At 45.5% G+C, this 22,664-nt stretch carries 24 protein-coding genes; 15 read left to right on the top strand and 9 right to left on the bottom strand.

Translation table 11 applies throughout. From position 1 onward, the window contains the following. Positions 1 to 8: 8 nt before the first annotated feature. Positions 9 to 2,054: a carboxy terminal-processing peptidase gene (gene prc / locus QJR74_RS08170; protein WP_304371376.1), complete on the top strand. Its 2,046-nt coding sequence runs from the start codon at positions 9 to 11 to the stop codon at positions 2,052 to 2,054. 216 nt (positions 2,055 to 2,270) lie between these two features. Further along, positions 2,271 to 3,149, top strand: coding sequence for a protease HtpX (gene htpX, locus QJR74_RS08165; protein WP_304371375.1), 879 nt, complete (start codon positions 2,271 to 2,273; stop codon positions 3,147 to 3,149). Between the two features lie 7 nt (positions 3,150 to 3,156). On the opposite strand, the gene QJR74_RS08160 is transcribed toward htpX, so the two are convergent. Next, positions 3,157 to 3,381 (bottom strand): YobH family protein, encoded by a 225-nt coding sequence (locus QJR74_RS08160; RefSeq protein WP_304371374.1) that lies wholly within the window; start codon positions 3,379 to 3,381, stop codon positions 3,157 to 3,159. A 166-nt stretch (positions 3,382 to 3,547) separates the two neighbouring features. On the opposite strand from QJR74_RS08160, the gene QJR74_RS08155 reads away from it, so the two are divergent. From QJR74_RS08155 to QJR74_RS08140, 4 genes are all read left to right on the top strand, one after another. Beyond that, positions 3,548 to 3,838: a YebO family protein gene (locus tag QJR74_RS08155; RefSeq protein ID WP_304371373.1), complete on the top strand. Its 291-nt coding sequence runs from the start codon at positions 3,548 to 3,550 to the stop codon at positions 3,836 to 3,838. 334 nt (positions 3,839 to 4,172) lie between these two features. Then, entirely contained in the window at positions 4,173 to 4,382 is a 210-nt protein-coding gene (cspE, locus tag QJR74_RS08150; RefSeq protein ID WP_001062678.1) for a transcription antiterminator/RNA stability regulator CspE, read from the top strand. A gap of 107 nt (positions 4,383 to 4,489) precedes the next feature. After that, on the top strand, positions 4,490 to 5,299 hold the full coding sequence (gene rlmA, locus QJR74_RS08145; protein ID WP_304374001.1) for a 23S rRNA (guanine(745)-N(1))-methyltransferase: 810 nt from the start codon (positions 4,490 to 4,492) through the stop codon (positions 5,297 to 5,299). Positions 5,300 to 5,525: 226 nt separating this feature from the next. Next, positions 5,526 to 7,094: a TerC family protein gene (locus QJR74_RS08140; RefSeq protein ID WP_304371372.1), complete on the top strand. Its 1,569-nt coding sequence runs from the start codon at positions 5,526 to 5,528 to the stop codon at positions 7,092 to 7,094. A 41-nt stretch (positions 7,095 to 7,135) separates the two neighbouring features. Here QJR74_RS08140 and QJR74_RS08135 read toward each other — a convergent pair whose 3' ends face one another. The 3 genes from QJR74_RS08135 to pabB all read right to left on the bottom strand — a co-directional run bounded on the left by QJR74_RS08135 (position 7,136) and on the right by pabB (position 10,569). Then, positions 7,136 to 8,500: an L-serine ammonia-lyase gene (locus tag QJR74_RS08135; RefSeq protein WP_304371371.1), complete on the bottom strand. Its 1,365-nt coding sequence runs from the start codon at positions 8,498 to 8,500 to the stop codon at positions 7,136 to 7,138. 145 nt (positions 8,501 to 8,645) lie between these two features. Further along, positions 8,646 to 9,203, bottom strand: coding sequence for a CoA pyrophosphatase (locus QJR74_RS08130; protein ID WP_304371370.1), 558 nt, complete (start codon positions 9,201 to 9,203; stop codon positions 8,646 to 8,648). Beyond that, positions 9,196 to 10,569, bottom strand: a complete 1,374-nt coding sequence (pabB, locus tag QJR74_RS08125; protein WP_304371369.1) for an aminodeoxychorismate synthase component 1 — start codon at positions 10,567 to 10,569, stop codon at positions 9,196 to 9,198. Before pabB ends, QJR74_RS08130 begins: the two co-directional genes overlap by 8 nt. A gap of 17 nt (positions 10,570 to 10,586) precedes the next feature. On the opposite strand from pabB, the gene QJR74_RS08120 reads away from it, so the two are divergent. Next, complete coding sequence (locus tag QJR74_RS08120) at positions 10,587 to 10,769, top strand: YoaH family protein (protein WP_304371368.1); 183 nt, start codon at positions 10,587 to 10,589, stop codon at positions 10,767 to 10,769. A gap of 8 nt (positions 10,770 to 10,777) precedes the next feature. Here QJR74_RS08120 and QJR74_RS08115 read toward each other — a convergent pair whose 3' ends face one another. After that, a complete protein-coding gene (locus tag QJR74_RS08115; RefSeq protein ID WP_304371367.1) occupies positions 10,778 to 11,122 on the bottom strand; it encodes a RidA family protein in 345 nt (114 codons plus the stop codon). Between the two features lie 96 nt (positions 11,123 to 11,218). Here QJR74_RS08115 and QJR74_RS08110 point away from each other — a divergent pair, with 96 nt between their 5' ends. The 5 genes from QJR74_RS08110 (at position 11,219) to rnd (ending at position 17,531) form a co-directional block, all read left to right on the top strand. After that, entirely contained in the window at positions 11,219 to 13,120 is a 1,902-nt protein-coding gene (locus tag QJR74_RS08110) for an ATP-dependent DNA helicase (RefSeq protein ID WP_304371366.1), read from the top strand. 59 nt (positions 13,121 to 13,179) lie between these two features. Next, on the top strand, positions 13,180 to 13,908 hold the full coding sequence (tsaB, locus tag QJR74_RS08105; RefSeq protein WP_304374000.1) for a tRNA (adenosine(37)-N6)-threonylcarbamoyltransferase complex dimerization subunit type 1 TsaB: 729 nt from the start codon (positions 13,180 to 13,182) through the stop codon (positions 13,906 to 13,908). Positions 13,909 to 13,971: 63 nt separating this feature from the next. After that, positions 13,972 to 14,556: a Slp family lipoprotein gene (locus QJR74_RS08100; protein ID WP_304371365.1), complete on the top strand. Its 585-nt coding sequence runs from the start codon at positions 13,972 to 13,974 to the stop codon at positions 14,554 to 14,556. A 108-nt stretch (positions 14,557 to 14,664) separates the two neighbouring features. After that, entirely contained in the window at positions 14,665 to 16,368 is a 1,704-nt protein-coding gene (locus tag QJR74_RS08095; protein ID WP_304371364.1) for an AMP-binding protein, read from the top strand. A 38-nt stretch (positions 16,369 to 16,406) separates the two neighbouring features. Then, complete coding sequence (gene rnd, locus QJR74_RS08090) at positions 16,407 to 17,531, top strand: ribonuclease D (RefSeq protein ID WP_304371363.1); 1,125 nt, start codon at positions 16,407 to 16,409, stop codon at positions 17,529 to 17,531. Between the two features lie 37 nt (positions 17,532 to 17,568). On the opposite strand, the gene minE is transcribed toward rnd, so the two are convergent. Genes minE through minC form a run of 3 tightly spaced genes read right to left on the bottom strand, consistent with a single transcriptional unit; the run spans position 17,569 to position 19,398 of the window. After that, positions 17,569 to 17,838 carry a cell division topological specificity factor MinE gene (gene minE / locus QJR74_RS08085; RefSeq protein ID WP_062812076.1) on the bottom strand — a complete coding sequence of 90 codons (270 nt, stop codon included), beginning with the start codon at positions 17,836 to 17,838 and terminating at the stop codon, positions 17,569 to 17,571. A 3-nt stretch (positions 17,839 to 17,841) separates the two neighbouring features. Then, positions 17,842 to 18,654 carry a septum site-determining protein MinD gene (gene minD, locus QJR74_RS08080; RefSeq protein ID WP_304371362.1) on the bottom strand — a complete coding sequence of 271 codons (813 nt, stop codon included), beginning with the start codon at positions 18,652 to 18,654 and terminating at the stop codon, positions 17,842 to 17,844. A gap of 33 nt (positions 18,655 to 18,687) precedes the next feature. Further along, the gene (gene minC / locus QJR74_RS08075; protein ID WP_304371361.1) at positions 18,688 to 19,398 is read right to left on the bottom strand and encodes a septum site-determining protein MinC; all 711 of its coding nucleotides are present in this window, start codon (positions 19,396 to 19,398) and stop codon (positions 18,688 to 18,690) included. Positions 19,399 to 19,553: 155 nt separating this feature from the next. On the opposite strand from minC, the gene QJR74_RS08070 reads away from it, so the two are divergent. Both QJR74_RS08070 and QJR74_RS08065 read left to right on the top strand, forming a co-directional pair. Then, a complete protein-coding gene (locus QJR74_RS08070; RefSeq protein WP_304371360.1) occupies positions 19,554 to 19,832 on the top strand; it encodes a YcgL domain-containing protein in 279 nt (92 codons plus the stop codon). 82 nt (positions 19,833 to 19,914) lie between these two features. Further along, on the top strand, positions 19,915 to 20,352 hold the full coding sequence (locus QJR74_RS08065) for a YcgN family cysteine cluster protein (RefSeq protein WP_092675248.1): 438 nt from the start codon (positions 19,915 to 19,917) through the stop codon (positions 20,350 to 20,352). A 22-nt stretch (positions 20,353 to 20,374) separates the two neighbouring features. On the opposite strand, the gene dsbB is transcribed toward QJR74_RS08065, so the two are convergent. Further along, complete coding sequence (dsbB, locus tag QJR74_RS08060; protein ID WP_304371359.1) at positions 20,375 to 20,896, bottom strand: disulfide bond formation protein DsbB; 522 nt, start codon at positions 20,894 to 20,896, stop codon at positions 20,375 to 20,377. A gap of 455 nt (positions 20,897 to 21,351) precedes the next feature. On the opposite strand from dsbB, the gene QJR74_RS08055 reads away from it, so the two are divergent. Next, entirely contained in the window at positions 21,352 to 22,647 is a 1,296-nt protein-coding gene (locus tag QJR74_RS08055; RefSeq protein WP_304371358.1) for a D-amino acid dehydrogenase, read from the top strand. The last annotated feature ends 17 nt before the right edge of the window (positions 22,648 to 22,664 follow it).

The raw sequence follows: 22,664 nt of genomic DNA, 5'->3' as shown, positions 1-22,664 counted from the left end.
ACCCAGGCATGAACACCAGTTTTAAAGTCAGTTTACTTGTCGCCACTCTGTTTATGGGGCAAGCCTTTGCTGCTGATCCAATCACTCGTGAAGATCAGATCCCACAATTACAAGAGCAGCCGCAACAAGTTACAGTAAGTCAGCGTGTTACGGCACGCTTTACTCAGTCGCATTATCGGCAAATCACGTTAGATGCCGCCTTTTCAAATAAAATATTTGATCGGTATCTGAATATGATTGATTACAGCCATAATATTCTACTGAGTAGTGACATTGCTCAATTTGCCAGTAAGAAATCGCAAGTTGGACAAGAACTGGAGTCTGGGAATCTCGACACGTTTTATCAGTTATTCAACTTATCCCAGCGTCGTCGCTTTGAACGTTTGCAATACGCCCTGAGCGCATTAGCGAAACCAATGAATTTTACTTCTCATGATTCTATTGATTTGGACCGGAGTAAAGCACCGTGGCCAACGTCCACCGACGAGCTCAATAAATTGTGGGATGCCAAGGTTACCTACGACGAGCTAACCTTAAAGCTCGCAGGCAAGAATGAGCAAGAGATCCGTGATACCTTAACACGACGCTATAACGCAGCGTTACGTCGCGTATCACAAACCACCAGCGAAGATGTTTTCCAAACGGCAATGAATGCGTTCGCGCATGAGATTGATCCGCACACCAATTATCTTTCACCCCGTAATACTGAACAGTTTAACACTGAAATGAGCTTATCCTTAGAAGGGATAGGGGCGGTATTACAGATGGACGATGATTACGCGATGATTAACTCGATGGTTGCGGGTGGTCCTGCAGCGCGGAGTAAGTCGCTGAGCATCGGTGATAAAATCATTGGTGTCGGGCAGGCCGGACAGCCTATTGAAGATGTCGTCGGTTGGCGTCTCGATGACATTGTTGAAAAAATTAAAGGTCCTAAGGGAAGTAAAGTCCGTTTAGAGATCCAGCCTGCCACTAAAGGCAGCAAAACACGTATCATCACTCTAACCCGTGCGCGTATTAGGTTGGAAGACCGTGCCGTGCAAGGGTCTGTGCATCAAGTCGGTAAAAATAAAGTTGGCGTACTCGATATTCCTGGCTTCTACGTCGGCCTGACCGATGACGTAAAAGTACAATTACAAAAACTGCAAAAACAGCATGTCGATAGCATTGTTATCGACTTACGGACAAATGGCGGTGGAGCATTGACTGAAGCGGTATCGCTTTCCGGTCTGTTTATCCCTTCAGGTCCAGTTGTTCAAGTTCGTGATAACACGGGTAATATCCATCAAGATAGTGATGATGATGGGGTAGTTTATTATAACGGCCCATTAGTCGTGTTAGTGGATAGATTCAGCGCCTCTGCCTCGGAGATTTTCTCAGCTGCTATGCAAGATTACGGCAGAGCCTTGATTGTTGGTGAGCCAACTTTCGGGAAAGGGACGGTTCAACAATATCGCTCATTGAATCGTATTTACGATCAAATGCTGCGTCCAGATTGGCCTGCATTAGGATCGGTTCAGTACACTATCCAAAAGTTCTACCGTATCAATGGTGGCAGTACTCAGCGTAAAGGTGTCACGCCAGACATCTTGATGCCAACCGGGGTAGAGACCATTAAAACAGGCGAGAAATACGAAGATAATGCCTTGCCTTGGGATAGTATTAAAGCGGCCAGCTATTCTCCTATGGCTGATTTGCAGCCTTATGTGGCCCAGCTGCGTCAAGAGCATGAGGCGCGTATTGCTAAAGATCGTGAGTTCCAATATATCATCAAAGATATTCAACGCTTCGATGCGATGAAAGATAAGATGGATATAGTGTCACTCAACTTGGCTGAACGTCAAAAAGAGAATAAAGAAGAGGATGCTCTTCGTTTGGAACGTATTAACGCTCGTTTCCAAGCTGAAGGGAAAAAGCCTCTGGCCTCATTAGATGCGTTGCCTAAAGATTATAAAGAGCCAGATCCTTATCTTGATGAAAGTGTCGCGATCGCTAATGATCTCGCTACTGTGGAGAGTAAAAATCCGCCAGCATCAACCACCACTAAGAAGTAATGCTTAGTGGTAAGATAAACCCGCTACGGCGGGTTTTTTTATGTTTGCCTCTCTGCATGTCAGTTAAATAAGACAAAGTGCGAGAAGTGTATGACAAAATGTAAAGTTATGTCTTTTCAGTGGGATAACCTGGCGTACCTCTTGAAAACTCTTGGTAACAGCCTAGGATAGTGCCAAATAAGTTTTGGTTCAGTCTTCAAGGAAATATAAACGTCTATGATGCGTATCGTGTTGTTCCTAGGTACCAACCTCGCCGTAATGGCGGTGTTCGGTATTATTCTTAGCTTAACCGGTATTCGTTCGGCCAGCATTCCAGGCTTGATGATTATGGCGGGTTTATTTGGCTTTGGTGGCTCGTTCATCTCACTAATGATGTCCAAATGGATGGCATTGCGTTCCGTAGGCGGAGAAGTGATTGAACAACCGCGAAATGAGACCGAAAGATGGTTAATGCAGGTCGTCACCCAGCAATCGCAACAAGTTGGGATTACACCTCCGCAAGTTGCCATCTATCACGCACCTGATATCAATGCCTTCGCTACCGGTGCAAGGAAAAATGCGTCCCTTGTTGCCGTCTCAACGGGGCTATTACAAAATATGAACCGCGATGAAGCGGAAGCAGTCATTGCACACGAAATTAGTCATGTTGCCAATGGCGATATGGTGACCATGACGCTAATCCAAGGGGTTGTGAACACCTTTGTTATTTTCATTTCACGGATTATTGCGCAAGTTGCATCTGGCTTCTTAAGCTCCGATCGTGAAGAGGAGGGGAGCAATGGTAACCCTTTGGTCTACTTTGCCGTCGCGACCGTTTTAGAATTAGTGTTTGGTATTCTGGCAAGTATTATTACGATGTGGTTTTCGCGTCACCGTGAGTTTCATGCCGATGCTGGTTCCGCAAAGCTAGTGGGACGTGAAAAAATGATCGCGGCATTGGAGCGTTTAAAAACCAGTTACGAGCCGCAAGAACCTGGGACAATGGCCGCGTTTTGTATCAACGGTAAACAAAAAAGCTTAAGCGATCTCTTCCTGTCTCATCCGCCGTTAGATAAACGTATTGAGGCACTGCGCCAAGGTCAGTATATCAAGTAACCTAGTATCACATTTCCATGTCAATATTTGTTTTACGTAACAAGGGGCAGCGCTCAGGCGCTGTCTCGGAAGCAAACAGATATTCCGCGTTGATTAAGCCTCTACCCGTAAGATATTCACAGCGAAGGTTAAAGCCCGTTTTGTCAGCTTCTCGGTAAGTCAAAATCCCATAATCGGATACCATCATTATCGCCCAACCGCCGATTACAACAATTAACAATCTCGTTAACATGTTTGTCGATTTCCTGCTAGTGATGCTAGGGAACTAGCATGCCTTTGAGCGAGGTAATAATCGATAAGAGATAACTGAAAGCCGTTCCCCAATAATCCTGATGACCAAGTAACACAGACCGAGTAGAATAAACAGAATTTCAATGAAGATGAGTTGTGGGGTGAAAATGAATGAATTGGTTGCTGGCGGCGGGAGTTATATGTTACCTGCGCTATTCGGAATTGCGGTGGTATTTTTCTGTGTAGTGGTATTTATTTCAATGCGTAGAGCAGTTAGAGCTAACGACCAGATCTTATTATTGGAAGCTTTACTGCGTGAACAGCGTAAACAAACTAAAGTATTGCAACAATTAGTTGAATTAAGCTGTGAGCCAGAGGTGACAGAGTCTGAATTGGAAAGTCCACAAGAACTCGCAGTAGAAGAGCCTTCGCACTTAACTTTTAGGGCGGAACGATAAATATTAGCAATCGTTTTCCTTGATGAAAGGTGCTAATGGCTTAAGGCTTTTTTTTTATGTATGTGGAGCCTAAAATTAACGATAAATATTTAAAATGCTTATCATTAGATTTTAGTTAAAAAGCCCTTGCCATAAATAAAGTTATATGTGATAACAATTAATAGGATAAACGAGAACAGCACGTTGTTGTAAAGTTTTTGGTAAACCAGTTACGAGTCAGTCAAAGTTACTTAGTCTTGTCTGTTGCCATTTAAGAACACCACTTCATACACTATTTCTCGGTTTTCTGTCTTTACTGCCTGCGGGCAACTATTATTTTTAAGGAATTGGTAAAATGGCAAAGATTAAAGGTCAGGTTAAGTGGTTTAACGAATCTAAAGGTTTTGGTTTCATCACTCCTGCTGATGGTAGCAAAGATGTATTTGTACACTTCTCTGCAATCCAAGGTAATGGTTTCAAAACTCTGGCTGAAGGCCAAAACGTTGAGTTTGAAATTCAAGACGGACAAAAAGGTCCTGCAGCGGTCAACGTTACTGCTATCTAATTCTCGGTTTACCGAAGCAATTATGAATCCCCGCTCTCGCGGGGATTTTTCTTTGGTTTATCGCACTAAGACGGTAAACTGCGCGGCTCAGATTATGTTTGGAGCCAATTTTGTATATTTGTCCATTATGCCACTCTCCCTTAACCGCGGAATCACACGACTTTGCTTGTGAGAATCGTCATCGATTCGATAGAGCAAAAGAGGGATATGTTAATCTATTGCCAGTACAGCATAAAGGCTCCAAAGATCCTGGCGATAACCCCGCAATGATCCAAGCGCGTCGTCAATTTTTAGAGGAAGGGCACTATCAGCCATTACGTGACCAAGTATCGTCACTACTTGATGACTATCTCCCAACGACTTCAGTGCAAAGTATTGTTGACCTCGGCTGTGGTGAAGGCTACTACACGTCTGCATGGTTAAAAAACGATTGCGAAGTATACGGCGTAGATGTGTCGAAATTTGCGATAAAATCGGCGGCGAAGCGTTACCCACAGATTCATTTTTGCGTTGCCTCTGGCTACCGTCTCCCTTTCGCGTCTGCATCCCTCTCAGCAATAATCCGTATTTATGCGCCAAGTAAAGCTGAAGAATTGATGAGGACCTTAGCTCCTGGTGGAATCTTAATTACGGTGACTCCGGCAGCACGCCATCTCTACCAATTCAAAGCGTTGATCTATCAAGAGGTTCAACTGCATGAAGAGAAAGATGAGGCATTAGAAGGCTTTGAGTGTTTACTCGAGAAAAGGCTGCACTATCCGCTGACGCTCTCGGCCACGAGTGCCACGCAGCTACTACAAATGACCCCATTTGCTTGGAAAGCGAGTGAGCAAGTCTGGCAAACGCTCGCCCAGTGCGACAAATTTTCGTGTGAAACAGACTTCAAAATCACGGTTTGGCGAAGAACTGAAGGGTAATGAAAATCGTTAAAATGTAAATGTAAGCAAACATTTTGACGAATAGAATGCACCTGATAAAGTACAGTTTATTACGATAACTAGGAGTATAGGGTTAATCCCACATTATGGATCGTCACCGAGGTCTTTTTCTATTTCCCACGCCGCAGTTACTACTCTGCACCCACTCTTTATCTCATCAAGAGTCTGACACTCTTCTGGATACAACAAGCGAGAGGAAAGCCTAATGGAATTTTTGTTGGATCCATCGATACTGGCTGGCTTACTAGCCTTAATCGTTTTAGAGATTGTTTTAGGCATTGATAACTTAGTCTTTGTAGCCATTCTTTCGGATAAATTGCCTCCTGCACAGCGGGATAAAGCACGTATCATCGGGCTAAGTTTAGCGTTAATTATGCGCTTACTGCTGCTTTCGGTGATGTCTTGGCTTGTGACATTGACTAAACCGCTGTTCCATGTGGCGCAATTTGCCTTCTCTGCACGTGATCTGATTATGTTGGTGGGGGGGATATTTCTACTTTTCAAAGCCACCACAGAATTACATGAGCGGTTGGAAAGTTCGGCTGAGGTAGAACAAGAAAGCAAAGGGTATGCAGGCTTCTGGGCGGTGGTTATCCAAATAGTGATTCTCGATGCCGTGTTCTCTCTCGATGCAGTTGTCACGGCTGTGGGGATGGTAAGCCATCTCTGGGTAATGATGACAGCTGTGATCATAGCAATGATTTTGATGCTTATTGCCTCAAAGCCACTCACTCGATTCGTTAATGCCCACCCGACAGTGGTGGTCCTCTGCTTAAGTTTCTTATTGATGATTGGCTTGAGCTTAGTGGCGGAAGGATTTGGTTTCCACATTCCGAAAGGCTATCTGTATGCCGCAATCGGCTTCTCGATTATCATTGAATTTTTCAACCAAGTTGCGCGTCGTAACTTCCTTAAATCTGAAGCACGACGCCCAATGCGTGAACGGACTGCTGATGCTATTTTGCGCTTGATGGGAAGCCGATACCGTACAGCAAGTTCAGATGTCGTTGGTGATGCGACGGAAGATAACACTCATGCCTCGCGTACGTTTAAAGATGAAGAGCGTTTCATGATTAATGGGGTACTTACCCTGGCTTCACGCTCTATACGTAGCTTAATGACCCCGCGTAATCAGATTTCATGGGTCGATGCAGAGGCATCAGTCGATGATATACGCGTTCAATTATTAGATACGCCTCATAGCCTGTTTCCTGTGGCGCGCGGTGAGCTAGATGAAATTGTAGGCGTCGTTAGAGCGAAAGAGCTATTGATCGCTCTTGACCATGAACTCGATGTTGCCACCTTTGCGGCAAGGACGCCTGCGATGATCGTTCCAGAAACCTTGGACCCGATCAATCTTCTGGCCGTACTGCGTCGCGCTAAAGGTAGTATCGTGATGGTGACCAATGAATTTGGTGTCGTGCAAGGTTTAGTGACGCCCTTAGATGTGTTAGAAGCCATTGCTGGAGAGTTCCCTGACGAAGACGAAACCCCAGATATCGTGGCGGAAGGTGAAGGCTGGCTAGTAAAGGGGGGGACGGATCTTCACTCCTTAGAACAACACCTGAATGTCTATGACTTAGTTGACGAGTCGCACTCACATGCTTCGCTTGCGGGATTGTTAATTGGCCAAGCTGGTCAGTTACCGGTAGAGGGTGAAGTGATCAGTATCGGTGAACTTGATTTCACGATTTTGAAAGTTAAGGATTACCGTGTTGAACTTGTGAGAGTAAGTAAGCGGCTCTCTGAAATAGAGAGTGAAGAGACTCCATAAGGGAATAGTAAAGAGGCCGATTCGATCGGCCTCTATTGTTTTTAATCACATTGAACTTTTATTGCTAATCCACCGCGAGAGGTTTCTCGGTATTTAGCATTCATATCTTTACCCGTTTCATACATCGTCTCAATGACTTTGTCTAAAGAGACTCGTGCTTGACTTGTGCGACGTAGTGCCATCCTTGCGGCATTGATCGCTTTCACGGCTGCAATAGCGTTACGCTCAATACAGGGGACTTGTACCTGACCGGCAACCGGGTCACAGGTTAGGCCAAGATTATGTTCCATCCCAATTTCTGCCGCCACACAGACTTGCTCTGGGCTTGCACCTAGCAGTTCAGCTAGTCCTGCCGCTGCCATTGAACAAGCCACGCCAACTTCACCTTGGCAACCGACTTCAGCCCCGGAAATCGATGCGTTCATCTTGTAAAGAATCCCGATTGCACCAGAGGCCAAAAAGTAGTGTCTGGCAATATCGGGCGTGACAGGCTCTACGAATTGGTCGTAATAGGCGAGTACAGCTGGAACGATACCGCATGCGCCATTTGTTGGCGCGGTGACTACACGTCCACCTGCTGCATTCTCTTCATTAACGGCTAAAGCGAACATGTTGACCCAGTCAATAACATTCATTGGATCACTATTATGGCGATGGTTAGCTACCAGTAGACGGCGGAGTGGTGCAGCTCTACGGGGTACTCTTAAAGGGCCAGGTAAAACGCCTTCGGTATTGAGTCCCCGATCGATACAGGCTTGCATCGCAGCCCAGATAGCCGAAAAATACTCATTAATTTCTTGTTGCGTATGGAGTGCTAATTCATTTTTCATCACCAAACCGGATAAGGAAAGCCCTGTTTGATGACAAGCCTCCAACATCTCTAACGCAGAGTGGAAAGGGTAAGGTACTGATACAGTATTGAGCACTGATTGGCCAAATTGTGATTCTTCTACAATAAAACCGCCACCAACTGAATAGAATGTCTGTGAGACAATGGCCTTATCGCCTTGCCAAGCGGTGAAAGTTAGACCATTTTCATGTAACGAGAGTGCCGTCGAATGAAATAACAGATCATCCTGCTCAGTAAACCCAATCTCATGTTCACCCAGGGCTAAAAGGAGGCGTTGACGTGCACGTGCATCGGTAAGGAAAGTTGGAATCATGTCGATATTAACCGTATCCGGTGATTCCCCCGCTAACCCCATAATAATCGCCGTATCGGTATGGTGACCTTTTCCAGTCAAGGAGAGGGAACCGTAGATATCCACAGTCACTCGTGTCGTCTCGGTCAGTAACTGTTGGGCACTTAACATGTCGACAAAAAGCTTCCCGGCTTTCATAGGACCGACAGTATGGGAGCTCGACGGACCAATACCGATCTTAAACATATCAAAAACACTAATCACTTGACGTTACCTTGCATCGACGAGAGCTAAATACCCTACAATTAGGGCTGAATAGCGGTAATTATACCATTGCCGGAGTAAAAAGAGAGTGAAACGCCTCGCACCCGTCAATATTTCATTGAGATTTATTGTAGGACTTGTCACATCAGAAAGGGGAAAGCGATGCGTTAAGATGAAGGAGAATATTGGCGGTCATTCCCCAAATTAAGTGGGGTCCATAGGGAAGAAAATGCACCTGCCGCTGACCTAAAGGTAATGTGACATAATGAGTGGGTTGCATCAGGTACTCAAGAGGAACTTCGAATACCTCAGCGACTTCATCGCTGTTAGGATTTAGGGAAAAATTCGGCTGCACTAGGGCAAGAAAGGGCTTAACGCTATGACCGGTTCGGCTATTCACCGTTGGTAACTCACCCACCAATTGGATGAGGTGAGCAGGAATACCGACCTCCTCATAAGTTTCACGCAACGCGGTCTCATATAACGAGTGATCGGTTTCATCACGTTTTCCCCCTGGAAACGCCACTTGCCCGGGGTGATGACGAAGATGGTAACTGCGTTGTGTGAACAGTAAGGTAGGGCGCAGCGGACGGTTGATGATCGGTACTAATACCGCCGCGGAATGAGGCGTATTATCGCTCGAGTCTTGCATCAGCGGGGTGAATAAATAGCGGCTCAAGAAGAGAGACAAGTCGTTATTCATTTTCCTGCCTCAATGCTGAAAGAAGAGGGAGTATTTTACTGACCTTGTGGAAGGTTTCACGATATTCCTCTTGCCACTGACTGTCAGCCACGATACCGCCTCCGGCAAAACAATATAACTGTTGGTTTTCTGCCAGCAAGGTACGAATAGTGATACTGGTATCCATATTGCCGCAGCGACTGATGTAACCAATACTGCCACACCAAGCATTACGACGATGAGGCTCAAGTTCATCAATAATTTCCATGGCCCGAATCTTAGGTGCGCCGGTAATGGAGCCGCCTGGAAAGCAAGCTCGTAGTAATTCTGTGGCAGGGACGGCGTCAGGAAGTGTTCCTCTTACTGTACTGACCAGGTGATGTACCGCGGGGAAAGACTCTATCGCAAAAAGTGAAGGAACAGTAACGCTACCCGGTAACGCAATACGCCCTATATCGTTACGTAGGAGATCGACAATCATAAGATTTTCAGCGCGATTTTTGGTTGACTGAGCCAACCACTGCTGTTGGGCTAGATCGCGTTGGGGGTCGGGATCACGTGGGACAGTGCCCTTAATTGGCTTGGTTTCAATCTCACCGTCTTTAATTCTGATAAATCGTTCAGGTGATAAAGAGATGACCGTCGAGGTTGGTAGGCGGACGAATGCACTGAAAGGCGCGCGGTTAGCTTGACTGAGCGCTTGGTAGGCTTGCCACTCACTTCCCTGATAGCCAGCGCTAAAGCGTTGAGCCAAGTTAACTTGATAGCAATCTCCAGCCAAAATATAGTCTTGAATTTGCTGAAATTTCTGCTGGTAGTGTGAAGGGTCCATATTACTATGCCACTCACTGGTTAGCGTGAAAGGCGCTGTGGGTGAAGGGACTTGTGCCCTAAGCCAGGCTAAGCGTTGCGACGCGTCAGCCAAACTTACCAAGGTCAAGCTTTGCGCATGGTGATCGGCAATTAGCGCCCAGTCATAAATTCCTACGGCCATATCAGGACAAGCTAGGTCGCTTTGTGCTTGCGAGGGTAAGTTTTCGAAGCACCGGCCAAGATCGTAACCCCACAGACCAACGGCACCACCACAAAAAGGGAGACTATGTTGGGAAACTTCAGGTAAACGCGATAAGGCTTGCTGTACGAGTGATAAGGGGTCGGCAGAAGAATGGGTTTTAGTCCCTTTTTCTTCAATAACAGTCTGTTGACCCCAGGTACACAGGGTGACTAAAGGGTCGGCAGTCAGTATGTCATACTGCGCATCAGCATGAGACGACTGAGCTGAGCTTAACAGTATGGCCCAAGGTGACTGTGCCAATCTGGAAAACCATGTTTCTGCGACAGCTTGATGATAAGATAGCGAAATACATTCAGGTGATTTAAGCGTCATGACTCAAGAGGTTCTTAATGTTCAACGGATTACCGGCATTATCGCATCAACAACAACAACAAGCGGTCGAGCGAATTCAGCAACTCATGTCAGAAGGGTTGTCCAGTGGCCAAGCGATTTCTCAAGTTGCACAAGAAATTCGTGAAAATTATCAAGGCGAGCCGCAACTTGCTCGCTTTGAAGACGAAGATGATGAATAAGTTATCGGCTATAAGGCCGCAATGATTTTTATTTCAATTTTATAACGTGGATCGACCAGGCCCGCTAACACGGTACAACGTACTGGAGCATTGCCAGGGGAAACCCATGCATCCCAAGCTTCATTCATCGCGGCAAAATCAGCAATATCCGTAAGGAAAATAGTCGCATCGAGGACTTTCGATTTATCACTACCGACGCGTGCCAAGATCCGGTCAATGACCGCTAATGTGTTTTCAGTTTGAGCGAACGCATCAGCATCGAGATTTTCCGGTACACTGGTGTAATATATGGTTTGGTTGTAGATCACGGCTTCGGACATACGATGTTCAGGATCTAGGCGTTGAATAGTCATGAGTGTCTCCCTTTTGGGGTCAGCCTGACATAAGCGAGATAAAATGTCATCTTTAATCCTTAATCCAATCAGGACAACCTCGTCGAAGGAGCTAGTTTGACCGACGATTTTTCACAAGAGGGCACCCTAGCTCAGGCCATACCCGGTTTTCGTGCGCGCCATGCGCAGCAAATTATGGCCAAGGCGATCAGTGATGCGGTAAGCAATACCTCGACGCTACTGGTCGAAGCCGGAACAGGGACTGGTAAAACCTATGCATATTTAGTCCCAGCATTACGTTCGGGAAAGAAGGCCATTATATCGACTGGATCCCGGGCGCTACAAGATCAACTTTACCATCGTGATCTACCCACTATCGTTAATGCACTAAAGTTTCGTGGAAGAACTGCCATCCTGAAAGGACGCAGTAATTACCTCTGTTTAGAGCGGCTCGACGCTCAAAATAGTGCAGGGGGTGATCTGCCCGTCCGACAACTTTCTGAACTCGTCAATGTCCGTGCTTGGGCCAGTATGACGCAAGAGGGTGACACTAGCCAATGTGCGGCGGTTCCCGAAGATAGTCCCTTATGGCCTTTAGTCACCAGTACTAACGATAATTGTTTAGGCAGCGATTGCCCGCAATATGATCAGTGCTATGTGGTAAAGGCACGTAAACGTGCGCTAGACGCTGATATCATCGTGGTAAACCACCATCTATTCTTAGCGGATTTAGTGGTTAAAGAGGGAGGATTCGGTGAGTTGATCCCAGAAGCTGATGTGATGGTATTTGATGAAGCGCATCAGTTACCCGATATTGCCAGTCAGTATTTTGGACAGCAGCTAACAAGCCGACAACTGCAGGATTTGGCCCGCGACATCACTATCGCTTACCGCACAGAAGTGCGAGAGGTCACCCAACTACAAAAGGCGGCAGATCGTTTGGCGCAAGCCACTCAAGATTTTCGACTCGTTCTTGGAGAGCCCGGATTTAGAGGGAATCTGCGCACGCTAATGTCTGATCCTTCGCAACAGCGTATGCTTCGACTACTCGATGATGCACTTGAGTTATGCTACGACGTAAGCAAACTTAACCTTGGACGCAGTGCGTTACTTGATGCAGCCTTCGACCGAGCGGGGCAGTATCGTAATCGTTTAAAACGCTTGAATAATACGCAGGAACCTGGATTTAGCTATTGGTATGAATGCAGTCGTTATCATTTTACTTTAGCCTTAACACCTCTAAGCGTGGCGGAACGCTTTCAAGAGGTTATCAAGGCGCGTAAAACCAGTTGTGTGTTTACTTCTGCGACCTTGGCCGTTAACGGTGAGATGACTCATTTCGCTGAGCGGCTAGGGGTACAACAAGCTCAACAACTTATGTTGGAGAGCCCCTTTGATTACGCTCAGCAAACGTTATTGTGCGTCCCTCGCTACTTAGCAGAAACGCGGCAGTTACGCACTGCGCAGCAATTAGTGTCTCGATTAACTCCGCTGATTGAAGCCAATGATGGTCGATGCTTCTTTCTTTGTACTTCGTATCAGATGATGCGTGAGTTGGCCGCTCTTTTTCGAGAGACTATCGAACGTCCGGTTCTGCTGCAGGGAGAAACCAGTAAGGGCCAATTACTGGAACAATTTCTTGCCGCAGGTAATGCTTTATTGATTGCCACCAGTAGTTTTTGGGAAGGGGTAGATGTAAGAGGAGAAGCGCTCTCCATGGTCATTATCGATAAGCTACCTTTTGCGTCGCCGGAAGATCCGTTATTAAAGGCGCGAATGGAAGACGCGCAGCTTAAAGGCAGTGATCCGTTTTATCATGTGCAACTCCCTGATGCTGTCATCGCCTTAAAACAAGGCGTGGGTCGTTTGATCCGAGATGAACAGGATAGAGGGGTGCTGATTATTTGTGATAGTCGTCTGGTCACACGGCCCTACGGTGAGGTTTTTGTGAAAAGTCTACCGGATTGCCCACGTACACGTGACCTGGATGTCGTGCTTGATTTTGTTAAGCGGCAGTAAGCTGTCTTTCACTCTCAGCCAACTCTGTGTACACTTGCGGCCAAGAAATACGGTATATGATGAAGACAAAATTAATGACTGATTATTCTCTCGACACTCGACTTCTCGCTTTAGATACGGCGACAGAAGCCTGCTCTGTTGCTTTGTTACACCAGGGTAAGATCGATGCGCAATTTGCTCTGACCCCGCGTGAGCATACGCAGCGTATTCTGCCTATGGTTGAACAAGCGTTGCAAGACCAACAACTCAGATTGCAGCAGTTGGATGCGTTGGTCTGTTGCTTAGGTCCTGGTAGCTTCACCGGCGTACGTATTGGAATAGGCATTGCTCAAGGTTTGGCTTATGGTGCCCAACTACCGTTAATCGGGATTTCAAGCCTCGAAGCCTTAGCTGAAGGCGCTTGGCGTAAGCATCAAGCAAATAATGTTTTAGTTGCGATTGATGCGCGTATGGGAGAAGTCTATTGGGCTATCTACCAACGAGACGATCAGGGGAAATGGCAGGGTAAGGAGAGCGAACAGGTACTTTCCCCTCAAGCCGCGGTAAAGAAAATGAATAGCCTCACTGGTGAATGGATGACGGCCGGGACAGGATGGCAGGCATATCCTGAACTGCTCGAGGGACATAGGCTAACGCTCACGGCAAGTGAGAGCCTCCTACCCCAAGCAGAAGATATGCTACCCTTAGCTTATCGACAGTTACAGGCGGGGAACCTTGTTCATCCAGCGGAGATTGAGCCAATTTATCTTCGTAATGAAGTCACGTGGAAAAAATTACCTGGTCGTTAATTTCTTTTGGAAACTATTTAGCCATCAATCTGTCTATTGTGTCAGTCTGATTGGGAGTGCGTTATGAAATATTATCACCGTGCTGTGTTGGCTTGTCTTCTGCCCTTAGTTTTCTTAACGGGCTGTGTCTCTATTCCGAAATCGATCCAAGGAAATGCTCCACTCCCTCAACAAGATTTCACCCGCGTAATGAATGCGCCGAACTTGTATGTCGGCCAAGAATCACGCTTTGGCGGTAAAGTCGTTAAGGTCACAAATCACGATAACGTTACTCGTATCGAGTTAATGGTACAACCGCTAGACGATGGTGCTCGGCCGATATTGGGTGCGGCGTCTTTGGGACGTTTATATGCCGATATCCCCAGTTTTGTCGATCCGGCAGAGTTAACGAATCAATATTTGACCGTGCTCGGCTTTATTCAACGCGTGACGCCCGGTAAAATTGGTGAGCAAAACTATAGCTTCCTGGTCGTCAGCGTGACCGGGTATCAACGATGGCACCTTACTCAGCAAGTCATGACACCACCAATGCCGATGGACCCATGGATATGGTACGGTCCACGTTATGGTCGGCGGGGTTTTATTGATCCCTGGTGGGGGTACTCTATGCAAGGACCGATGCCTGTACAGACTTTTCTATCTGAATAGAGTCAAATGTGTGAGCCGGTCACCAAAAGTGACCGGTTTTTTTATGGACGAAGGGTTAAGCCTGAATTTTATCATTACTCTGCTTAACAATAAGGGGTTGTATCTTTTATGAACAGTCAGCAGTCTACAGTATTAAGTCGAGAAATCGCTTCACAACGAGGAATTTCTCAACTTAAGGCTGAAAATAGCGTTTCTCAACGTTATAACTCATTGTTAGATATGTTTGAGACAGCTGTTGCACGTTATCCGCAGCAGGTTGCCTTTTCTAACCTTGGTACGTCACTGAGCTATCACGAGCTTGATAAACGAAGTAGGGCGCTTGCGGCTTACTTTCAAAATGAGTTAGGCGTTACTGCCGGTCAACGAATCGGCATTATGTTGCCAAACTGCCTCCAATATCCTGTCGTGTTATTCGCCATCATTCGTTGTGGTGCCATTGTGGTGAATATCAATCCTCTCTATACCGCTCGTGAGCTGCGTTACCAGTTACAAGATAGCGGTATTACTACCTTGGTTATTTTGAGTAATTTCGCTCACACAGTAGAACGCGTGATGGTGGGTAGTCCGGTAAAACATCTTATTGTGAGCGAACTGGGTGACGAGCATCCTCCCCTGCAACGTAAACTGATTCATTTCATGTTGCATTACGTAAAAAAGAAGGTCCCTAAGTGGCAGCTCGCTCACCAGCGCTATCGTGACTGTGTGAGAAAAGGACGTGACCTTCCTTATCAACAACCCTGTTTACAACTCGATGATGTTGCACTCCTTCAATATACCGGCGGTACAACCGGAGTCGCCAAAGGGGCAATGCTGACCCATGGCAATTTATTGGCCAATATTGAACAAATTAAGGCGGTTTACGGGGATCTGCTTGTTCCAGGTGAAGAGCGAGTGATCAGTGCTTTGCCGCTCTACCATATTTTTGCCTTGATGATTAACTGTTTATTATTTGTCGAGCAGGGGGCAAGTAATGTGCTAATCACTAACCCTCTGGATATGGATCGCTGGGTTGCTTCATTGAAGAAAGTGAACTTTACCGTTATCTCTGGGGTTAACACCCTCTACGCACGCTTAATCCATCATTCTGGTTTTCGTCAGTTAAACCTATCCTCACTTAAAATTAGTGTTGCGGGTGGAATGGCGATTCAACCTCAAGTTGCCTCGGAGTGGGAACGCCTGACAGGCATTCCTATTATCGAGGGCTATGGACTCACAGAGTGTTCACCTTTGGTAGCCGTCAATCCACTATCAATAACTCGACATACAGGTACTATTGGTTTACCTGTTGCCTCGACAGAGATCACTTTAGTCGATGAATTTTTATCACCGGTGCCCGTTGGACAGCCAGGAGAACTTTGTGTCAGAGGGCCGCAAGTGATGAAAGGTTATTGGCAACACGCTGAAGAGTCTTTATCGGTATTTGATAGCGAGGGGTGGTTCCATACTGGTGATATTGCGCTCGTCACAGAGGAAGGGCTGTTAAAACTGGTGGATCGAAAAAAAGATATTATCATTGTGTCAGGTTTTAACGTTTATCCGAGCGAAATCGAATCAGTCCTTAATGAGCATCCTCTTATTAGCGAAGCCGTGGCGGTTGGGATCGCGAGCGAACTAAGTGGTGAAAAGGTCAAAGTTTTTGTGGTACGTAATGATCCGAATCTGACTGAAGCACAGGTTATCGCATATTGCCGTGAGCAACTAACAGGATATAAGGTTCCGAAAATTATTGAATTTCGCGATGTTCTACCTAAGAACCCGTTAGGTAAAGTTTTACGCCAAGCACTCACTTCAGCCTCAGCCTCTGAGGAATGATGCGCTGCGACTGGAGAACCCTGAAATAGAGAGAAATTATGCTAAGTTATCGTTTTATAGAGACCGATCGTCAACTAATTGACTGTTGTAAAGAGGCACGGGAAGTTGAAGCGATTGCTTTGGACACTGAATTCGTTCGTACACGGACTTATTATCCACTTTTAGGATTAATTCAGCTTTACGATGGTCGCCAAGTCAGCCTGATAGACCCATTACAAATCTCCGATTGGCAGCCCTTTATTGAAGTACTGACTGATGAAAAGGTGATTAAATATCTTCACGCTGGGGGTGAAGATTTAGAGGTTTTCCTAAACCGTTTTGACGTGGTGCCGACACCTATGCTCGATACGCAAATTATGGCAGCCTTTCTTGGAAACCCTTCATCATGGGGCTTCGCAGCTATGGTTGCGCAGTTTACAGGTATTCAATTAGATAAGAGCGAATCAAGAACCGATTGGTTAGCCCGCCCATTAACCGAGAAGCAGTGTCAGTATGCGGCGGCCGACGTTGAATATTTACTTCCTATCGCTGAAAAACTTCATCAACAAGCCCTAGATAAAGGGCAACTCGCTTACATTGAAAGTGAATGTGCGTTACAAATTCTAAGACGTCAGATCACTATCGACCCCGCATTAGCTTACTTAGATATTTCACAAGCATGGCAATTGAAGCCTAGGCAGTTAGCTATTCTGCAAGGTTTGGCCGAGTGGCGTCTGAATTACGCGCGGGCACATAATATGGCAGTGAATTTCGTGGTGAAGGAAGAATTACTCTGGAAGGCGGCGCGCTTTAGCCCATCATCTCTAGCCGAGCTTCGCGAGCTTGGGGCGATAGGACCTGAAATTCGTTTTCACGGGGAAACGATTTTAGCGCTAGTAAGGAAGGGAGCTTCGCTGAGTGAAGACGCCTTACCTAATCCGGTGAAAAATATTATTGATAACCCTCGTTATAAGCAGCTCTTCACGGAATTGAAAGAGGTAGTGAAACAGGTGAGTGCTCGTTCTGGTTATAGCCAAGAGATGTTAGCTTCGCGACGTCAGATTAACCAACTCATTAGCGCTCATTGGAAGTTAAAGCAGAGTGATGTGCAGCCAGAATTACTGTACGGATGGCGAGGAGAATTATTAGGCGATTCTCTTAACAAGGTATTAACCCAATATTGAGTTAAGAAGAGCGGTGAATAACCGCTCTTTCTAGTCGCTACTTTTCAGCTTCTTCTGCTTCAGGTAATGTCACATTGAGTTCAAGAATGGAGATATCTTCTCCTTTCTGATCCAATTGTACCGTTACCATATCAGGATCAATCTTCACGTATTTACAAATAACTTCAAGAATGTCGCGTTTCAACTGTGGTAAATAGTGTGGTTCGCTATCGCCACGGCGACGTTCTGCAACAATGATTTGTAAGCGTTCTTTTGCGATATTCGCAGTATTTTTTTTTCGGGATAAAAAGAAATCTAACAGCGCCATGGTCTATCCCCCAAACAGGCGTTTTAGGAAACCCTTCTTCTCTTCTTCAATAAAGCGGAAGGGACGTTCTTCGCCGAGCAAGCGTTCAACTGTATCGCTGTATGCGCGACCTGCATCAGATTCTTCATCGAGAATCACAGGTTCACCTTGGTTAGAGGCGCGAAGCACAGACTGGTCTTCAGGGATCACGCCAATCAGAGGAATGTGTAGGATTTCTAATACATCCTCCATGCTTAACATGTCACCACGATTAACTCGGCCCGCGTTATAACGGGTTAATAATAAGTGTTCTTTAACGGGGGTTTCACCCTTTTCGGCGCGACGAGACTTGGAGGCAATAATGCCTAAGATACGATCTGAGTCCCGTACAGAAGAGACCTCAGGGTTAGTCGTAATAATCGCTTCATCAGCGAAATATAACGCCATCAAGGCTCCAGTTTCGATACCTGCAGGAGAGTCACAAACGATAAAGTCAAAGTTCATCTTCTTCAACTCATTGAGAACTTTTTCGACACCTTCGTAATTCAAGGCGTCTTTATCACGTGTTTGAGAAGCAGGAAGAATATACAATGTTTCAGTGCGCTTATCTTTGATCAGCGCTTGATTCAAGGTAGCGTCACCCTGAATAACATTGACGAAATCATAGACCACACGGCGTTCACAACCCATGATGAGGTCAAGATTACGAAGTCCGATATCAAAGTCGATAACGACTGTTTTTTTTCCTTTACGGGCAAGACCCGTTGCGATGGCTGCGCTTGACGTGGTTTTGCCAACGCCCCCTTTACCTGATGTAACTACAATTATGCGTGCCATATTTCTTGATTTCCTTAACTTAAGAAAAGGGGTCTAATTAAGAGGTTCAATAGCCAGTTTGCCTTCACGTAAGGCCAACCGTGCTGCTTTACTAAAAAAATCGTTTGGAATTTGATCCATAATCCAATATTCACCTGCAATCGACACTAATTCTGCCGCGAGATGAGTACAAAATATTTGAGCCTGGGTATCACCACTCGCACCCGCTAATGCACGTCCGCGCATATTGCCATAAATATGTATATTACCGTCTGCGACCAACTCAGCACCGGCACTTACACTACTGGTAACAATCAGATCGGCATTACGAGCATAAATCTGTTGGCCTGACCGAATGGGGGTATCAACAATCCGCGTCCGTAAAGCTTTGTCATCGTCGGATATTTTTACTGGTTCAGGAGATTCTTGATTAACAGGGGGAGTTTTCTGAACAGCTGCTTTACCTTCATTGAGAAAGGGGATACCCAATGTCGCAATCTGAGTTTTGAGTTGTTCATCTTTACAACCACTAATTCCCACAATCTTTAATCCAGACTGTGAAATAGCGTGATACATACTTTTCCAATCTACAGTGCTATTTAACGATGCAACATTCACCACTACAGGCGCATTCGCCAAAAATGAGGGCGCTTGGGCAATCTTTTCCTGAAGCGCGTTTAATACCACATCAGGCTGTGAATGATTTATATGGACAACAGAAAGTGTGAAGTTGCTGCCTTTTAGTTCAATGGGCGTCTGTGACATCTATACTTGTTCAGTCCTGTGATTTTTTATACACCTTACCTGACTTTACGAAAGAGTAAAGTCCTGCTTAAGGCTAATATTTTGTTAACCTTAAGCATGTTATAATCCTCGTATTCAACAGGCAAGCAACCGAGTTAGATTATTCGGAGAAATTTATGATTTGTGCAATTTATCGTAGTTCTTTACGGGACCAGACGTATTTATATCTTAGTAAAAAAGATGACTTTAGCTGTGTTCCTGAAGCGTTAATGAAAGGGTTTGGTAAACCACTTTTATCGATGGTAATTTCTTTAGAGGGTAGGGAACGTCTGGCTTCTGCAGATATTGATAAAGTTAAACAACAGCTTATTGAGCAAGGTTTTTATTTGCAGATCCCTCCCCCGGTTGAGAACTTATTAACTCGCCACTTAGCAACAGAATCGAAAGCTAGCTAAGATTTATCTGTAAATATTTTGTACCCTCCTTAGGGGTGATAACGAGTCAGTGTAGTATGAACCTGTTATGTTGGATTGATTTATGACAATGCTTCCTTTTTGGCAAACAAAAAGTCTTGAGCAAATGAGTGATAGCGAGTGGGAGTCAGTGTGTGATGGCTGTGGTCAATGTTGCTTAAACAAGCTACAAGATGCCGATACCGACGAAATATATTTCACGAATGTCGCGTGTAACCTTCTTAATATTAAGACTTGCCAATGCCGTCACTACGATAACCGGTTTGCTTACGAACCGGATTGTATAAAGTTGACGCGAGATAACCTTCCTACATTCTCTTGGTTACCAAGAACCTGTAGTTACCGGCTTTTGGCTGAAGGCCAGGATTTGCCGGCTTGGCATCCGCTTAAAGTAGGGTCTGCAAAGGCCATGCATGCACAACGTATCTCGGTAAGGCATATTGCAGTAAGAGAAAGTGAAGTCAGGAATTGGGAAGATCATATCATTCCCAACCCTGAATAACAGTAGTCGCCACTAAGGCCTGTTAAGGACGATTTTTTCTAGGGCAAGGAAGCTGCGCGACAAGGATGATCACCCCTATCACAAACAATACCCCGCTTATCCCAACTAGCCACTGTGGCATTGTCATGGACAACCATTGCCAGCCTATGTCGGTACAGTTACCGGTAGGGGTAAAAAGAGTCGGGAACCATTGGTTTAAGGGTAACCATTGGGGGAATTTTGGAAAAAAATCACAGGTTGCAAAAAGCGGCGGGTGAAGTTGAAGCTGAGTTTGCTCCCAGGCTAAAGAGAAGGTTTTCGCAGCGGCAACCAACCAACCTAGAATAGCGATAAAGCGTAATGGCGTTTTGGGGGCAACGGCGCCAATCAAGGCTGCCAACAATAGTCCTGCCAATGCTGCGCGTTGATAGACGCAGAGCACACAAGGTTTTTGTCCCAAAAATAGTTGAAAGCCTACTGCGGTGAGCTCTAACACTACTACCCCAGCAGCCAGTAATAACCATGCGCCTCTATGTTGTGAGAGGTGTTTTAATTTCCGTAACATAACGTTCCTGTAGTCGAAAAGGGAAATAGCGGGAAGATAGTAGCAAAGAACGCGAAGGGATCCTATCGGACATATTTCTACTACCCATCCTAAACATATCAGTGCTAACGCTGCAGTCATTTCCTTACTGCATCTTTCCCATATCGTATTTTTTATAAAAATAAGCTATATATTCTATTTTTACATCCATATAAAGAATTTAACTCTATTCTGTATTTGAGGGGTAATGCAAAATTTAATATATCAGATAGTACAATAATTGATCAAATTGGATTCTTTGCAGTATATTAATTCAGAAAAGAAGCATAAAAATCTATGTTTTTAAATATGCATTTTATTTATTGTTTTTTTTCTTAAAAATAACGTGAAATAAAGGCTCATAAATTGTCAGTGAGCGGTAGGTCTTTTCACTAGATGATAAGGCAGTTTCAGGTTAAATGTTCTGCGAGGGTGTTATGCGTGTACTGATTATTGGTGGTGGTGTGGTAGGCGTGACAAGTGCTTGGTATCTTGCTGCTGCAGGTCATGAAGTGACAGTAGTAGAAAAACAGTCTGGCGTGGCGATGGAAACTAGCGCGGGGAATGCCGGTCAAATTTCTCCCGGTTACGCTGCACCTTGGGCTGCGCCAGGTATACCACTTAAAGCAATAAAATGGATGTTTCAAAAACATGCTCCCCTCGCAATTCGCCCAGATGGTAGCCGATTCCAACTGTCTTGGATGTGGTCGATGTTACGAAACTGTACTCTAGATCATTATCAAGAAAATAAAGCGAGAATGGTGAGGATAGCCGAATACAGTCGAGATAGCTTACGAGCATTACGTCAAGAAACGGGTATTGTTTATGAGGGGCGACAAGGAGGGACACTCCAGCTTTTTCGGACTACTCAACAGTTCGATAATGCTGCTAAAGATATCGCCGTGCTTAAAGATGCGGGCGTCCCTTTTAATTTACTCGAATCCCACCAACTCACATCGGTTGAACCTGGGCTTGCAAATAGTCTTGATAAATTAACAGGAGGTTTGCAATTACCTAATGACGAGACAGGTGATTGTAAGCTTTTCACGCAACGTTTGGCGCAATTAGCAGAGCAAGCCAAGGTTAAGTTTCTTTTCAATCAAAATGTGGAACGCTTAACGGTTGAAAATAACCGAATAACCTCTGTCATTGCCAATGGTCATCAGTTGCAAGCTGATGCGATTTTAGTGACCGCTGGCAGTTGGTCTACGTCGCTACTAAAGGGATTGGTTGATATCCCTGTGTACCCACTCAAAGGTTATTCCATTACTTTACCGATTACGGACGAGAGCCGAGCGCCTGTATCAACTGTGCTTGATGAAACTTATAAAGTCGCCGTGACGCGTTTTGAACAGCGTATACGTGTGGGGGGTATGGCAGAAATTGTTGGTTTTAACAACGAACTCCCTCAGGCGCGAAGAGAAACACTGGAGATGGTGGTCAATGATCTTTATCCTAATTCAGCTTCGCTGGGCGAAGCGCATTATTGGACAGGATTACGACCAATGACCCCAGACGGTACGCCAATTGTTGGTAAAACCCCACTCAGTAATCTCTATCTGAACACGGGGCATGGTACCTTAGGGTGGACCATGGCATGTGGTTCTGGACGATTGATTGCCGATATTATCTCTGGCCGTACACCGGATATTGCTGCGGATGATTTATCGGTTTACCGTTATTTACCGGGTTTTGAAGCACCGACGTTACATTTACAGTCGCAAAACGGCTGAGTTGAGGAGTAAGTAGC

This window comes from Tatumella ptyseos, from assembly GCF_030552895.1.
GTDB classification, from domain to species: Bacteria; Pseudomonadota; Gammaproteobacteria; order Enterobacterales; family Enterobacteriaceae; genus Rosenbergiella; species Rosenbergiella ptyseos_A.
Note: the sequence above shows the minus strand (reverse complement) of the source record. Positions and strands in the feature narration are given on the sequence as shown.

Bases quoted from the DNA above. Each gene is read 5' to 3' on its own strand.
- prc (WP_304371376.1), top strand. From the start codon at position 9: ATGAACACCAGTTTTAAAGTCAGTTTACTTGTCGCCACTCTGTTTATG.
- htpX (WP_304371375.1), top strand. From the start codon at position 2,271: ATGATGCGTATCGTGTTGTTCCTAGGTACCAACCTCGCCGTAATGGCG.
- QJR74_RS08160 (WP_304371374.1), bottom strand. From the start codon at position 3,381: ATGTTAACGAGATTGTTAATTGTTGTAATCGGCGGTTGGGCGATAATG.
- QJR74_RS08155 (WP_304371373.1), top strand. From the start codon at position 3,548: ATGAATGAATTGGTTGCTGGCGGCGGGAGTTATATGTTACCTGCGCTA.
- cspE (WP_001062678.1), top strand. From the start codon at position 4,173: ATGGCAAAGATTAAAGGTCAGGTTAAGTGGTTTAACGAATCTAAAGGT.
- QJR74_RS08140 (WP_304371372.1), top strand. From the start codon at position 5,526: ATGGAATTTTTGTTGGATCCATCGATACTGGCTGGCTTACTAGCCTTA.
- QJR74_RS08130 (WP_304371370.1), bottom strand. From the start codon at position 9,203: ATGAATAACGACTTGTCTCTCTTCTTGAGCCGCTATTTATTCACCCCG.
- pabB (WP_304371369.1), bottom strand. From the start codon at position 10,569: ATGACGCTTAAATCACCTGAATGTATTTCGCTATCTTATCATCAAGCT.
- QJR74_RS08120 (WP_304371368.1), top strand. From the start codon at position 10,587: ATGTTCAACGGATTACCGGCATTATCGCATCAACAACAACAACAAGCG.
- QJR74_RS08115 (WP_304371367.1), bottom strand. From the start codon at position 11,122: ATGACTATTCAACGCCTAGATCCTGAACATCGTATGTCCGAAGCCGTG.
- tsaB (WP_304374000.1), top strand. From the start codon at position 13,180: ATGAAGACAAAATTAATGACTGATTATTCTCTCGACACTCGACTTCTC.
- QJR74_RS08100 (WP_304371365.1), top strand. From the start codon at position 13,972: ATGAAATATTATCACCGTGCTGTGTTGGCTTGTCTTCTGCCCTTAGTT.
- QJR74_RS08095 (WP_304371364.1), top strand. From the start codon at position 14,665: ATGAACAGTCAGCAGTCTACAGTATTAAGTCGAGAAATCGCTTCACAA.
- rnd (WP_304371363.1), top strand. From the start codon at position 16,407: ATGCTAAGTTATCGTTTTATAGAGACCGATCGTCAACTAATTGACTGT.
- minE (WP_062812076.1), bottom strand. From the start codon at position 17,838: ATGGCGCTGTTAGATTTCTTTTTATCCCGAAAAAAAAATACTGCGAAT.
- minD (WP_304371362.1), bottom strand. From the start codon at position 18,654: ATGGCACGCATAATTGTAGTTACATCAGGTAAAGGGGGCGTTGGCAAA.
- minC (WP_304371361.1), bottom strand. From the start codon at position 19,398: ATGTCACAGACGCCCATTGAACTAAAAGGCAGCAACTTCACACTTTCT.
- QJR74_RS08070 (WP_304371360.1), top strand. From the start codon at position 19,554: ATGATTTGTGCAATTTATCGTAGTTCTTTACGGGACCAGACGTATTTA.
- QJR74_RS08065 (WP_092675248.1), top strand. From the start codon at position 19,915: ATGACAATGCTTCCTTTTTGGCAAACAAAAAGTCTTGAGCAAATGAGT.
- dsbB (WP_304371359.1), bottom strand. From the start codon at position 20,896: ATGTTACGGAAATTAAAACACCTCTCACAACATAGAGGCGCATGGTTA.
- QJR74_RS08055 (WP_304371358.1), top strand. From the start codon at position 21,352: ATGCGTGTACTGATTATTGGTGGTGGTGTGGTAGGCGTGACAAGTGCT.